The sequence below is a fragment of the Terribacillus saccharophilus genome, assembly GCF_002272075.1.
Classification (GTDB): Bacteria; Bacillota; Bacilli; order Bacillales; family Amphibacillaceae; genus Terribacillus; species Terribacillus saccharophilus_A.
This window is the reverse complement of record NZ_NPBJ01000013.1, coordinates 155,428-169,795: the sequence shown is the minus strand read 5'-3', so window position 1 is coordinate 169,795 and position 14,368 is coordinate 155,428. Positions and strand designations below refer to the sequence as shown.

The 14,368-nt window shown below is 44.6% G+C and carries 12 protein-coding genes; all 12 read left to right on the top strand.

Going from position 1 to position 14,368, the window contains the following annotated elements:
* The first annotated feature begins 4 nt into the window (after window positions 1-4).
* The 12 genes from CHH48_RS06985 (at window position 5) to CHH48_RS06930 (ending at window position 14,349) form a co-directional block, all read left to right on the top strand.
* The gene (locus CHH48_RS06985; protein WP_095218424.1) at window positions 5-781 is read left to right on the top strand and encodes an ABC transporter permease; all 777 of its coding nucleotides are present in this window, start codon (window positions 5-7) and stop codon (window positions 779-781) included.
* A 16-nt stretch (window positions 782-797) separates the two neighbouring features.
* On the top strand, window positions 798-1,550 hold the full coding sequence (locus tag CHH48_RS06980; RefSeq protein ID WP_095218423.1) for an ABC transporter ATP-binding protein: 753 nt from the start codon (window positions 798-800) through the stop codon (window positions 1,548-1,550).
* Window positions 1,510-3,195: an acetate--CoA ligase gene (gene acsA, locus CHH48_RS06975; protein ID WP_095218422.1), complete on the top strand. Its 1,686-nt coding sequence runs from the start codon at window positions 1,510-1,512 to the stop codon at window positions 3,193-3,195. Before CHH48_RS06980 ends, acsA begins: the two co-directional genes overlap by 41 nt.
* Window positions 3,196-3,490: 295 nt before the next feature.
* On the top strand, window positions 3,491-4,855 hold the full coding sequence (locus tag CHH48_RS06970; protein ID WP_095218421.1) for an MATE family efflux transporter: 1,365 nt from the start codon (window positions 3,491-3,493) through the stop codon (window positions 4,853-4,855).
* 229 nt (window positions 4,856-5,084) lie between these two features.
* The gene (locus CHH48_RS06965; protein ID WP_095218420.1) at window positions 5,085-6,107 is read left to right on the top strand and encodes a sugar-binding transcriptional regulator; all 1,023 of its coding nucleotides are present in this window, start codon (window positions 5,085-5,087) and stop codon (window positions 6,105-6,107) included.
* A 40-nt stretch (window positions 6,108-6,147) separates the two neighbouring features.
* Window positions 6,148-7,155, top strand: coding sequence for a type I glyceraldehyde-3-phosphate dehydrogenase (gene gap, locus CHH48_RS06960; protein ID WP_095218419.1), 1,008 nt, complete (start codon window positions 6,148-6,150; stop codon window positions 7,153-7,155).
* 231 nt (window positions 7,156-7,386) lie between these two features.
* Window positions 7,387-8,568, top strand: coding sequence for a phosphoglycerate kinase (locus tag CHH48_RS06955; RefSeq protein WP_095218418.1), 1,182 nt, complete (start codon window positions 7,387-7,389; stop codon window positions 8,566-8,568).
* 23 nt (window positions 8,569-8,591) lie between these two features.
* A complete protein-coding gene (gene tpiA / locus CHH48_RS06950) occupies window positions 8,592-9,350 on the top strand; it encodes a triose-phosphate isomerase (RefSeq protein ID WP_093880367.1) in 759 nt (252 codons plus the stop codon).
* The gene (gpmI, locus tag CHH48_RS06945; RefSeq protein WP_095218417.1) at window positions 9,347-10,885 is read left to right on the top strand and encodes a 2,3-bisphosphoglycerate-independent phosphoglycerate mutase; all 1,539 of its coding nucleotides are present in this window, start codon (window positions 9,347-9,349) and stop codon (window positions 10,883-10,885) included. The genes tpiA and gpmI overlap by 4 nt, the downstream gene beginning before the upstream one ends.
* 16 nt (window positions 10,886-10,901) lie before the next feature.
* Window positions 10,902-12,188 (top strand): phosphopyruvate hydratase, encoded by a 1,287-nt coding sequence (eno, locus tag CHH48_RS06940; protein ID WP_095218416.1) that lies wholly within the window; start codon window positions 10,902-10,904, stop codon window positions 12,186-12,188.
* Window positions 12,189-12,360: 172 nt separating this feature from the next.
* The gene (locus CHH48_RS06935) at window positions 12,361-13,074 is read left to right on the top strand and encodes a 3-ketoacyl-ACP reductase (RefSeq protein WP_095218415.1); all 714 of its coding nucleotides are present in this window, start codon (window positions 12,361-12,363) and stop codon (window positions 13,072-13,074) included.
* 237 nt (window positions 13,075-13,311) lie between these two features.
* Complete coding sequence (locus tag CHH48_RS06930) at window positions 13,312-14,349, top strand: Gfo/Idh/MocA family protein (RefSeq protein WP_095218414.1); 1,038 nt, start codon at window positions 13,312-13,314, stop codon at window positions 14,347-14,349.
* Window positions 14,350-14,368: the final 19 nt, after the last annotated feature.

Below are 14,368 nucleotides of genomic sequence, written 5' to 3'. Positions count from 1 at the left end.
ATTTATGTGGAAGAAATTACGGACACATCCTGTACTGCTCGGTTCACTGCTGCCGATCGTATTACTGGCAGCATGGGAGATTCTGAGCAGGGCAGGGGTCATTCCTGCCTATCAGCTGCCTGCGCCTAGCGCTATTTTATCTACCATTATTACATACTTGCAGGATGGCTCCCTGCAGGATCATGTATTACTTACTGTTTACAGGCTGTTCGTTGGTTTCATCATTGGAACTATCGCAGCGATCCTATTGGGAACACTTGTCGGCTATTCTGAACTTGCAGAACGGTTTTTCGATCCGCTGATTCAAGCATTTCGTTCCATCCCGTCGCTAGCATGGGTTCCGCTATTCATCCTTTGGATGGGAATTGGTGAAACATCGAAAGTGACATTAATTGCAGTCGGTGTGTTCTTCCCTGTTTATTTGAATATCGTTGATGGTATTCGCGGAGTGGATCGAAAACTGATTGAAGTAGGCAGAATGTATGGCCTCGATGGGGTAGCGCTAGTAAGAAGAATTATTCTTCCGGCGTCGCTGCCGTCTTTCCTTACCGGTTTACGAAGCGGTCTCGGTTTAGGATGGATGTTCGTTGTTGCTGCAGAGATCATGGGTGCCAGCCAAGGGCTTGGCTATCTGCTTATATTAGGGCAGAACACATACGCTCCCGATGTAATTATTGCCAGTATCTTCTTGTTTGCCCTGCTCGGTAAATTGACAGATTGGGTGCTGAAGATCATTCAGAAGCGATCGCTTCATTGGCAGGATACAGCATTAGCGAAATAACGAGGGAGGAATCAGCATGACATTACAAGTGAAAGCGCTCGGAAGACGCTTCGGGGAAAAACAAGTATTGCAGCAAGTGGATTTCTCTGTCGGAAAAGGAGAAATCGTAAGTCTGCTCGGTACAAGCGGCTGCGGCAAGAGTACGGTCCTGCGGGCTCTTGCGGGTCTTGATTCGGATTATGAAGGGAAAATCAGCATCCCTTCCGATCAGCGTGTTGGATTTATATTCCAGGAGCCGCGACTCTTGCCTTGGAAAACGGTCTTAGCTAATGCCACGTTCGGCTTAAAGGGAGACCGTAAAGAAAATGAGGAAAAAGCACGGCGGTATTTGGAGCTTGTCGGACTAAAAGAAGCAGAAAAGCTCTATCCACGTGAGCTCTCTGGCGGTATGGCACAGCGGGCAGCTATTGCGCGTGCGCTTGTGACAGAGCCTGATATCCTCTTGCTGGATGAGCCATTCAGCGCACTGGATGCATTTACCAAAATGCAGCTGCAAGAGCTTCTTTTGAAGATTTGGGAAACATTTGGTACAACGATTATCCTCGTTACGCATGATATCGATGAAGCCTTATATTTGAGTGATCGTGTCTTGCTCTTGCAAGGGCGTCCATCTACTTTGGCCAAAGATTTGAAAATAGCTTTAACAAGACCTCGCTCTCGCGGAAGTGCAGCTCTAGGAAAATGGAAAGAAGACATACTTGATCTACTGGAAGGGAAGGAACAGACATATGACTACAGCCTTGTCACCGAAATCGGACAGAAAGCATAATCTTTCAAGCTATCAAGAAGCACTGAACAACCATGATTGGAAAGTGCTAGAAGAGGAGCTTCTCGGTAGGAAAGATGGCAGATGTAACGCATCTTATGAAGCTGTTGACCGCCATGTGGAGGAAGGATATGGATCAAAAATAGCATTGCATTATGTGAAAGATGGGCTGCTGCAATCCAGTTTGACATTCGAACAGCTGCAGCAGAAAATTGAGCATTATGCGAAGGTCCTCCGCTCACGTGGAGTAGAGAAGGGGGACCGCGTTTTTATCTTTCTTCCGAAAAACCCGGAATGCTACATTGCTATTCTGGCAACCATCCGTGTTGGAGCGATTGCAGGTCCGCTGTTTGAAGCGTTCATGGAAGATGCTGTACGTGATCGGATCAATGATTGCGACGGTACACTGCTGATAACGGACCAGGACTTGATTAACCGAGTTCCAGCCGAGGATATTCCTTCCTTGCAGGAGATTCTTTTAATAGAAGAAATTGATGAAGCTGAACCGGAAGCAGATGTTTCAGGAGAAGTAGAATGGGTCGACAGAGAAGACGGTCTTCTGATCCATTATACGAGCGGATCGACTGGTAAACCAAAGGGCGTTCTGCATGCTCATCGTTCTTTCATCCACCATGCTGTATCCGGCAAATGGGTGCTCGATGTTCAAGATGATGATGTGTATTGGTGCACGTCCCATCCTGGCTGGGTGACTGGCAGTGTCTATGGCTTGTTCGCGCCATGGCTGAACCGCGCAACAATTGTTATCCAAGGAGGACGATTCCAAGCAGAATCATGGTACAAAATCATTGAAGAGCTTAAAGTGACAACACTATATAGTGCACCTACTGCTTTCCGCCTTCTCAAGGCAAAAGGAGATTTGTACAGAGATTATGATTTATCCAGCTTGCGCCATATTCTTAGTGTCGGAGAACCGCTTAATCCGGAAGTCATCACATGGGCATGGGATAACTTGCAGCTTCGTATCCACGATACGTGGTGGATGACAGAAACAGGCGGACATATTATCGTCAATCTGCCTTCCGAGCCAATTAAACCAGGCTCAATGGGACGCGCATTCCCAGGCATTCAGGTTGGTATCCTGGATGAAGAAGGGAATGAGCTGCCAGCGAATTCAATTGGTCAGCTTGCCGTTAAGACACCATGGCCGGGTCTTATGCAGGATATCTGGGGCGATCGAGGGAAATATGAAAGTTACTTTGTTTATCCTGGCTGGTATATTTCCGGGGATTTAGCGCTGAGGGATGAAGAGGGCTATATCTTCTTCCAAGGAAGAAATGACGATATGATTAATTCCTCCGGTGAGCGAATTGGTCCATTCGAAGTAGAAAGCAAGCTGATTGAACATCCTGCTGTTGCAGAAGCGGGTGTAATCGGAAAACCGGACCCTGTTCGCGGGGAAATTGTCAAAGCTTTCATTACGCTGCGTGATGGCTATGAGGAGACACCGGAGCTGCTGGAATCTTTACGATTGTTTGTCCGTAAGAATCTGGCCGCTCATGCTGCGCCAAGGGAAATCGAAGTAATGACAGAGCTGCCGAAAACACAGATTAGCGGTAAGATCCTGCGTCGGGAATTGAAGCAGCGCGAGCTGGAGATACAGTTGGCATCAGAAACACCTTCCAAATAAGGAAGGTGTTTTTTCTGGGTTATTACTGTAAGTCAGATTTCTGAGATTATTAATATAAGTGATCAAGGGTCCATGATGTAAAGCAACGAAAGAAGTTAGAGGATTTGTCAGTTTCTTTGAAAACGCTTCCTTTTAAATTGATAAAATACTTACTAAACATTAAGAAAATAAGCACATGTGAGGTTATTATAGTGACGGAAAAATATTTTTGACTTTTTTAGGTAAAGCTCTTTACATTCCAGAAAAAAGGATTAATATAGAGTGAGTTTGATTTTAACGAAAAGGAGAATGTCTGTTGGGTAACCCAACTTCTACATCTGAGCAAACGTTGTTTCGCATCTCTTGGCCGCTGTTTATTGAATTAGCACTTCATATGGGAATGGGTATTGTTGCTACACTGATGCTGAGTCATTACTCAGATTTAGCTGCTGCCGGAGTCGGCGTAGCGAATCAGTTGATTAGCATTTTTATTTTGGTTTTTAATGTCACTTCTATTGCTTCTATGATCATCATCGGCCAGAAGCTCGGTGCAGAGGATTTGGCGCATGCTCGACAGACTGCTCGGACAGCTTTCGGTATGAACTTCTGGTTTGGTTTGATCGTATCTGCTGTCGTCGTTCTGTTCGGTTCTGTATTTTTAAGTTTCTTCGATTTGAAAGGTGAGACACTCGCTTATGCGACCACCTTCGTGAAAATATGTGGTGCGTCTTTATTCTTAGAATCATTATCTTTGACTCTTAGTGCGATTCTCCGGGCGAACGGCCGGACTAAAGTCTCCATGGTTGTTGCAGTTCTGATGAACGTGCTAAGTGTATTTGGTTATTTGGTTGCCATCTTTGGATTGTTTGGCTTACCAATCACTGGGGTTGTCGGTGTATCCTGGACAATTGTGATTGCACGTATTTTTGCAGTTGTTGTATTGTTCTACTTTGTTTCTCGTTATCTGGCAATTCGTTTTACAGGTACGCATTTGATTAAACTGAACATGCAAGATATCAAGGACATCCTAGTTATCGGTGTTCCTTCGGCAGCAGAAAACCTATCTTATCAATATTCCCAGATTGTTATCACAGCAATCGTAGCGAATTTTGGTGATGCTTCACTTGCTGCTCGTGTATATATTAATAATATATCCATGCTTTGTTACTTGTTCACACTATCCATTGCAGAAGGTACGCAGCTGCTTGTATCCCGCTATATCGGGGGTAAGCAGTACGATCGAGCATTGAAACGTGGCTTGCGTACACTGAAAATTGCTATGATAGCATCCTTCATCGTTTCAATGGGCTTTGCATTAACTGGAGCACCTATTCTGCAAATGTTCACAGATGACCCGGCTATTTTGGCAGTTGGTATCCCGATTTTATGGGCAGTTGCCTTCACTGAGCCTGGCCGTGCTATGAATATTGTTTTGATGAGTTCACTCAAATCGGCTGGTGATGCAAAATTCCCAGCGATTATCGGAGTCATCAGCATGTGGGGGATTGCTGTACTTCTTAGCTACACACTTGGTGTATCCTTCGGTCTCGGTTTACTCGGAGTCTGGATTGCGATGGGCGTAGATGAATGGTTCCGCGGCTTCTTCGCTTACCGGAGATGGCGTTCCCGTCCTTGGGAAAAGAAAGAACAGGCAGCGGTTCCAGAAACTGCATTAACCTAATATAATAGAAGAAAGGCATCGACACACGTGTCGGTGCCTTTTTGTTATGAAATTGTTAAGTTAAATAAATATGTGAATTAATTGTTTTTTCGGTTGTTTTAAGTTGAATATATGAAGCCGTACTGTTATGATGAATTTGCAAGAGGAATTTTTTTTATAGCAAGTGGGACAATAAATGACATACTGGGACTTTTTTGACCCATTGAGCTTTATGAAGAAGGGGTATGTTATGCGATCGGTAATAGATCTACAAAAGAAGCTTTTCCCGGATGTTCTGGCAATTATGCAGCGAAGATACGGAATCCTGCAGTTTGTCAAAACAATGGGACCGCTGGGACGTCGCACACTTGCTGAAAACATGAATCTTGCAGAACGGGTCGTCAGAGGTGAAATTGACTTCCTTCAGAACCAAGGAATGATCTATATCACCACAAAAGGGGTACAGATTACCGATGAAGGATTGGAAGTTCACGAGCAATTAGAAGCTTTTATGCTCGAAGCCTCTGAAATAAGTGTTTTGGAACAGCGTGTCCGGGAAACACTAGGAATAGATAATTGTATTGTTGTCCCCGGTAATAGTGATACCCAAGATTGGGTAAAACAAGAGATGGGAAAACGGTGTGCACAGCTTCTGGAAGGTATGCTGCATCCGAACTATACGGTTGCAGTGACAGGAGGCACCACCATGGCCGCGCTGGCAGCAGCGATGCCGCCGATTCATACAGCTGAAAATGTCATGTTCGTGCCTGCCCGCGGCGGTATTGGTGAGCAGGTGGAAAACGAAGCGAATACGATTTGTGCTGCTATGGCGAAGCGAGCCAGGAGTCAGTACCGGCTGTTGTATGTTCCTGATCCTATCGGGGAAGAATCTTATCAGACAATTATCGAAGAGCCTTCCGTTAAGGAAGTTCTGTCCATCATCAACCGTTCGAACGTGGTTATCCACGGTATCGGTGACGCCATGACAATGGCGGAGCGGAGACGGACGCCTGCGCCGCTTGTCGAGCAGATTAAGAGCGGTGTTGCAGTAAGTGAGGCATTTGGTTATTACTTCGATGCTGAGGGGAATGTAGTCCACCGTGTACGGACGGTTGGATTGCAGTTAGAGGACTTAGATAAAGCAGAACATGTAATAGCTATTGCAGGCGGTGCCTCGAAAGCCCGTGCAATCGCCTCATACTTCAAACTGGGAAGAAACAATCTCCTGGTGACGGATGAGGCGGCAGCGAACCAGTTAATAAAGGGATATTAAACCCTTTAATCATTCAGTTATTACAAGGAGGAAATTTTTCATGACAGTAAAAATTGGTATTAACGGTTTTGGACGTATTGGACGTAACGTATTCCGTCAAGCGCTAGCTAACAGCGAAGCAGAGGTAGTTGCAATCAACGACCTTACAGATGCGAATATGCTTGCCCATTTGTTAAAGTATGATTCTGTACACGGTGTCCTTGATGCAGAAGTATCCGTAAACGGCAAAAACCTAGTTGTTGACGGTAAAGAGATCAAAGTTCTTTCTGAGCGCGATCCTGCTAACCTTGGCTGGGGAGATCTTGGTGTAGAAGTAGTAGTTGAATCTACTGGTATTTTCACAAATGGTGAAGATGCGAAGAAACACGTTGAAGCAGGAGCGAAAAAAGTTATCATCTCTGCACCAGCTAAAGGCGAAGACCTTACTGTCGTAATGGGCGTTAACGAAAACAGCTATGATCCATCTGAGCATACTGTACTTTCAAACGCTTCTTGTACTACTAACTGCTTGGCTCCGGTTGCAAAAGTACTTCATGATACATTCGGAATCAAACGCGGTCTAGTAACAACTGTTCACGCGTATACAAATGACCAGCAAATTCTTGACTTGCCGCACAAAGACTACCGTCGTGCACGTGCAGCAGCAGAAAACATCATTCCTACAACTACAGGTGCTGCTAAAGCAGTTTCTCTAGTATTGCCTGAACTTAAAGGTAAATTGAATGGTATGGCAATGCGTGTACCGGTTAAAGATGCTTCCCTTATTGACTTGGTTGCTGAATTCGACCAAAACGTAACTGCTGAGCAAGTTAACGCTGCTTTGAAAGAAGCTGCTGAAGGCGAACTTAGCCACGTTCTTGGTTACAGCGAAGAGCCACTTGTTTCTTCCGATTACATCGGAAACAGAAACTCTTCTACAGTAGATGCACTTTCTACTATGGTTTTGGAAGATAACATGGTAAAAGTTGTTTCTTGGTACGATAACGAAATGGGTTACTCCACTCGTTGCGTAGACTTGGCTGTATTCTTGAAAAGCAAAGGCATCTAATTTCTAAATAAGCAATGGTAGAAAGGGAGGGAGGAGCACCTCCCTCCCTTTTGACCTATGCCTGTTCTTTTCTAACAAACGGCAGAAGGATAAGTAAGAAGTTTTTTACTTATACGGAAGTTCTGGGATTAACTAAAGCCGATAGTTAGTTAGTCAAGGAACAAATCCTGCCATGCGAATGATAGAGAAGGAACAGATACATAGGTAACAAGTATTCGAGGAGGCGTAGATATGAACAAGAAATCAATCCGCGATATTGATGTAGCAGGTAAGAAAGTTTTCTGCCGTGTGGATTTCAACGTACCAATGGAAAATGGCACTGTAACTGATGATACACGGATCAAGGCTGCCCTTCCGACAATCAAGCATCTTGTCGGACAAGGAGCAAAAGTGATTCTTGCCAGCCACCTTGGCCGCCCGAAAGGCGAAGTAAAAGAAGATTTGCGTTTGGACCCTGTTGCTCAGCGTCTTAGCGATTTGCTTGATAAGGAAGTCGTGAAAGTCGATCAAGTACAAGGGGAAGAAGTGAACCAAGCAGTGGAAAGTCTTGCTGATGGTGACGTACTTCTTATCGAAAATGTACGCTTTGAAGCTGGTGAAGAGAAAAACGATCCAGAATTAGCAAAAGCTTTTGCTTCCATAGCTGATGTGTATGTAAATGATGCATTCGGTGCTGCACACCGTGCACATGCATCTACAGAAGGTGTAGCGAAACATCTTCCAGCGGTTGCAGGTTTACTTTTGGAGCGTGAACTAGAAGTACTTGGTAAAGCACTATCTAATCCGGAACGACCATTCACAGCCATCATTGGCGGTGCAAAAGTAAAAGATAAGATCGGTGTAATCGATAACTTACTTGATAAAGTTGATAATCTAATCATCGGCGGCGGTTTGGCTTATACATTCATTAAAGCACGCGGCTATGAGATCGGAAAATCCTTGCTTGAAGAAGATAAGATCGATTTGGCAAAAGAATTCATGCAAAAAGCAAAAGACAAAGGCGTTAATATGGTAATGCCTGAGGATGTTGTTGTAGCTGATGATTTCTCCGAGGATGCCAACAAGCGTGAAGTGAGCATTGAAGAAATTCCTGCTGACTGGGAAGCATTGGACATCGGACCTAAAACTCGTGAGACATACAAGCAAATCGTTAAAGATTCCAAATTGATCATCTGGAACGGACCAATGGGTGTGTTCGAATTGAACGCATTTGCTGGCGGAACAAAAGCAGTTGGGGAAGCATTGGCAGAAGGAGAAGGATTCTCTATCATCGGCGGCGGAGACTCTGCTGCAGCAGTAGAGAAATTCGGCCTTGCTGAAAAAATGGATCATATCTCCACTGGCGGCGGTGCCAGCCTTGAATTTATGGAAGGCAAGGAGCTGCCTGGTGTAGCTGCATTGAACGACAAATAAAAAGACTGAAGGGATGGAGAATTATGCGTAAAAACGTCATCGCAGGCAACTGGAAAATGAACAAAACAATTTCTGAAGCAAAAGAATTCATCGAAGCGACGAAAGCGAAGATTCCATCCAGTGACAAAGCGGAAGCAATTGTTTGTGCACCAGCATTGTATTTGACTGAGCTAGTGAAGCTTACAGAGGGTACGGACCTTAAGATCGCTGCTCAAACAATGCACTATGAAGAAAGCGGTGCTTTCACTGGTGAAATCAGCCCAACAGCGCTGAAAAGCATTGGTGTGGAATATGCGGTAATCGGACACTCCGAGCGTCGTGAATACTACAACGAAACAGACGAGTCTGTTAACAAAAAGACACATGCAGCATTGCAGCATGGTATTACTCCAATCGTCTGCATCGGCGAAACGCTTGAAGAGCGTGAAGCTGACAAAACAAACGAAGTAGTTGGCGGCCAAGTCGAAAAGGCTTTGGAAGGTCTGTCTGCTGAACAAGTTTCAACAGTAATTCTTGCTTATGAGCCAGTATGGGCTATAGGTACTGGTAAAACTGCAACAGCACAGCAAGCGAATGAAGTCTGCACCTTCATCCGTAATGTTGTAAAAGAGAAAGTATCCGCTGAAGCAGCTGACGCTGTACGCATCCAATACGGGGGAAGCGTGAAGCCAGCAAACGTGGATGAACTACTTTCTGAATCTGATATCGACGGCGCTTTAGTCGGCGGTGCAAGCCTGGAAGCTGATTCCTTCCTAGCGCTTGTGGAGGCTGGTGCAAAATGAGTCAGGACAAATTAGCTGCCCTCATCATTCTCGACGGATTCGGAATCCGCGATGAAGAAAAGGGTAACGCAGTAAAGCATGCTAAAAAGCCGAACTTCGACCGTTACTGGAACAAGTATCCGCATAACGAGCTTACTGCTAGCGGAGAGGCTGTTGGCTTGCCAGAAGGCCAGATGGGTAATTCTGAGGTAGGTCACTTGAATATCGGTGCTGGACGCATCGTGTATCAAAGCCTGACTCGCGTGAATAAATCCATCAAAGATGGCGACTTCTATGATAATGAAGTACTTCTTAAAGCAGTCGACCATGCGAAAAAGAACGATAAGAGTCTGCACCTCTTCGGTCTTTTGTCCAATGGAGGCGTACACAGTCACATTGAGCACTTATTTGCTCTTTTGGAACTTGCTAAGAAGCATGGATTAGAGAAAGTTTACATCCATGGTTTCCTTGACGGTCGGGACGTTGGTCAGCGAAGCGCGAAAGAATTCATTGATCAGACAGAAGCGAAAATCAAGGAACTTGGTATTGGTAAGATTGCAACAGTTACAGGACGCTATTATTCCATGGACCGCGACAAACGTTGGGATCGTGTGAAAAAAGCGTATGATGCGATGGTTTACGGAGAAGGCCCTGCCTATAAGAGCCCTTATGACGTCATCGAAGATTCCTATAAAAATGAAATTTATGATGAATTCGTTCTTCCATCTGTCATCACAGAGGAAAATGGGGAACCGGTAGCGAAAATACAGGATGATGATGCAATCATCTTCTATAACTTCCGCCCGGACAGAGCTATCCAGATTTCTCGGACTTTCGCAAACAAAGACTTCCGTGACTTTGATCGTGGTGAACACCCACCAACGATTAATGAATTCGTCTGCATGACGAACTTTAGTGAAACGGTAGACGGCGACGTTGCGTACAAGCCAGTCAACTTGGATAACACAATCGGTGAAGTGCTTTCTCAGAACAACATCAAACAGCTGCGTATTGCAGAAACAGAGAAGTACCCGCATGTGACGTTCTTTATGAGCGGCGGTCGCGAAGAGGAGTTCCCTGGTGAGGATCGGATACTGATTAACAGCCCGAAAGTGGCGACATATGATCTGAAACCTGAAATGAGTGCATACGAAGTGACGGACGCGTTACTTGATGACTTGGATCAGGATAAACACCAAGCGATCATCTTGAACTTCGCTAACCCGGACATGGTTGGACATTCAGGTATGCTGGAACCGACTGTGAAGGCAATTGAAGCAGTTGACGAATGCCTCGGTAAAATCGTCGACAAGATTATTGAAAAAGGCGGTCATGCTATCATTACGGCTGACCATGGTAACTCGGATGAAGTAGTTACGCTTGAAGATAAGCCAATGACTGCCCATACGACAAATCCGGTTCCTGTAATCGTGACAAAAGAAGGCGTAGAACTTCGTAGCGGCGGTATCCTTGCTGATTTGTCTCCGACATTACTGGATCTATTGAATGTTGAGAAACCAGAAGAAATGACAGGCACTAGCCTAATCCAAAAATAAGAGGAGAGAAAAAATAATGCCATACATTACTGACGTATATGCACGCGAAGTCCTTGACTCCCGCGGTAACCCTACAATTGAAGTAGAAGTACTAACAGAATCCGGAGCTTTCGGTTCTGCAATCGTTCCAAGTGGTGCGTCCACTGGTGAATACGAAGCAGTTGAGCTTCGTGATGGCGATAAAGATCGTTACCTTGGCAAAGGTGTTCAAACAGCAGTTGCTAACGTAAACGAAAAAATCGCTCAAGAATTGATCGGTATCGATGTTACACGTCAAGTGATCATCGACCAGCTATTGATCGAACTTGATGGTACTGAAAACAAAGGTAAACTCGGCGCTAACGCTATTCTTGGTGTTTCCATGGCAGCAGCACACGCAGCAGCTGATCACCTTGGAGTACCACTTTACACGTATCTTGGAGGATTCAACTCTAAGACACTTCCAACACCAATGATGAACATCCTTAACGGTGGAGAGCATGCGGATAACAACGTTGATATCCAAGAATTCATGATCATGCCTGTAGGAGCTCCTACATTCAAAGAAGCACTTCGCATGGGTGCAGAGATCTTCCACAGCTTGAAGAAGGTTCTTCAGTCTAAAGGCTTGAACACTGGTGTAGGTGATGAAGGTGGTTTCGCACCAAACCTTTCTTCTAACGAAGAAGCTCTTGAAACAATCGTAGAAGCAATCAAAGCTGCTGGTTACAAACCAGGTGAAGAAGTACAGCTAGCAATGGACGTTGCATCTTCTGAGTTCTACGAAGATGGCAAGTACAACCTTAAAGGTGAAGGCGTAGTTCGCTCTTCTGAAGAAATGGTTGCTTGGTACGAAGAAATGACAAACAAATATCCAATCATCTCTATCGAAGATGGTTTGGACGAAAACGACTGGGATGGTCACAAGCTATTGACTGACCGCATCGGTGACAAAGTTCAGCTTGTTGGTGATGACCTATTCGTTACAAACACAAAACGTTTGAAACAAGGTATCGAGCAAGGTGTAGGTAACTCCATCCTTGTTAAAGTGAACCAAATCGGTACTCTTACAGAAACATTCGATGCTATCGAAATGGCGAAACGTGCTGGTTATACAGCTGTTATCTCTCACCGTTCTGGTGAATCTGAAGATGCAACAATCGCTGACATCGCTGTAGCGACTAACGCTGGCCAAATCAAAACTGGTGCACCATCCCGTACTGACCGTGTTGCGAAATACAACCAACTTCTTCGTATCGAAGACGAGTTGAAAGCATCCGGCATCTACGGCGGACTTGCATCTTTCTACAACTTGAATAAATAAGCAGTATAAAAGGGATGAGCTTAATGCTCATCTCTTTTTTTGTTTTGGGCAAAAGGAGTTTCAGAAAATGAAGCTCCTTGTTCTTTTTTGAAAGCATCGGTGAGCAAAAATCTTGTTGAGCCTGCATCCGGCTGATAATATAAAGCGAATGGTTTGAAGGAGGAAATACATAATGGCACAATCACTACAAGGGAAGCGAGCTATCATCACAGGCGGCGGACGCGGCATTGGGAAAGCAATTGCAGAGGCACTTGCAGCAGAAGGTGCTCATGTCGGCTTAATTGGCCGTTCAGAAGAACATATTAAAGCAGTAACAGCAAATCTAGGTGAAGTTAAAACAGCTTATGCTGCAGCGGATGTATCCAGTCTGGAAGATGTGACAGCAGCAGTCTATAAAGTAAAAGATGAACTTGGCGGCATTGATATCTTAATCAATAATGCCGGTATCGCTAAGTTTGGCGGATTTATGGACCTTGATCCGGAAGAATGGAAAAATATCATTGATGTAAACCTGATGGGTGTGTACAACGTCACACGCGCGGTACTACCGGACTTGATCGAGCAAAAATCAGGAGATATCATTAACATCTCATCTACTGCTGGTCAAAAAGGTGCCCCTGCTACTAGTGCTTACAGTGCATCGAAGTTCGGTGTGCTAGGATTGACTGAATCACTTGCAATGGAAGTGCGCAAGCACAACATTCGGGTTACTGCCTTGACGCCAAGTACAGTAGCAACCGATTTGGCATTTGAGAACAAGCTGACAGATGGTAATCCAGAAAAAGTTATGCAGTCTGAGGACATTGCAGAGTTTGTCGTAGCACAGCTGAAATTAAACAGCCGCACATTTATAAAGTCTGCCGGTCTGTGGTCAACAAATCCTTAAGATATAAATAGTAAAGCGGGACATTCGATAGAGTTATCGAATGTCCCGCTTTTTCTTTGTCCGATTTGATCTTGGGTCTCTAGTGTCCTAAAAGGCGAAAACGGGTATAGCAAGAGGGAGAAATTCTTTTCTTAGAATTAGAAGCTATAATCGATAAACAGAACAGAGCATGCTGGTAAATATGCTCGCTCTGACCTCCTTTTCGGAGGGAAACATGCCATTTAGGAGGAGAACAAGATGTCAGTAAGAATCGGAGTAATTGGAACAGGCGCTATTGGAAAAGAGCATATGAAAAGGGTAGAACAAAGATTATCAGGAGCGAAGATTACGGCTGTTACGGATGTTAATCCAGCAGCAGCAGAAGAGGCTCTTCATGAACTGGGAATTAAAGCGAATTTTTATCCAAATGATCAGGCATTGATAGATGCAGAGGAAGTAGATGCGATATTTGTTACAAGCATCGGGCCAGCACATGAAGCAACAGTGCGTAAAGCAATAGAAGCAGGGAAATATGTCTTCTGCGAAAAACCTCTTTCCGTTACCGCAAAGGGTTGCAAAACAATCATGCAGGATGAAATGGAATATGGTAAGCGTATCGTGCAAGTTGGTTTTATGAGGCAGTTTGACAAAGGATATGAGCAGCTGAAACAAGCCATTGATTCCAAAGTGATAGGGGAACCGCTCATGATCAAATGCGCACATCGTGCTCCGGAAGTAGATGCGGCCTATACAACGGATATGGCAATTACAGATACCTTGATCCACGAAATAAATATTCTGCACTGGTTGTTAGCGGACAACTATGTCTCTGTTCAAGTCCTCTATCCACGAAAGAATAAGCATGCTCTCCCGCATTTACGTGATCCGCAAGTTATCTTACTTGAAACGGAATCTGGTGTACTTATCCAAGCGGAAGTATCCGTTAATATTAAATATGGTTATGACATTCAATGTGAGATAGTTGGAGAAGAAGGAATTGTAAGTCTGCCGGAAACCGAGAGTCTTAAAATACGACATAACGGAAAACAAAGTACCGACGTTTTACAAGATTGGAAAGTGCGTTTTCAAGATGCTTATGACAAGGAGATACAGGTATTTATCAACCAGGTAGCCAAACAAGAGGCGCTGCAGGGTCCTTCTGCTTGGGAAGGGTATGTGGCTGCCGTTACATCCGATGCATGTTTGAAGGCACAAGAATCCGGTCAGAGAGAACCGATTGAATTGGAAAGTATGCCTGCCTTCTATAGTACAGAAAGAAAGGTTCAGCTACTGTAAGATAAAAAATACAAGCCGT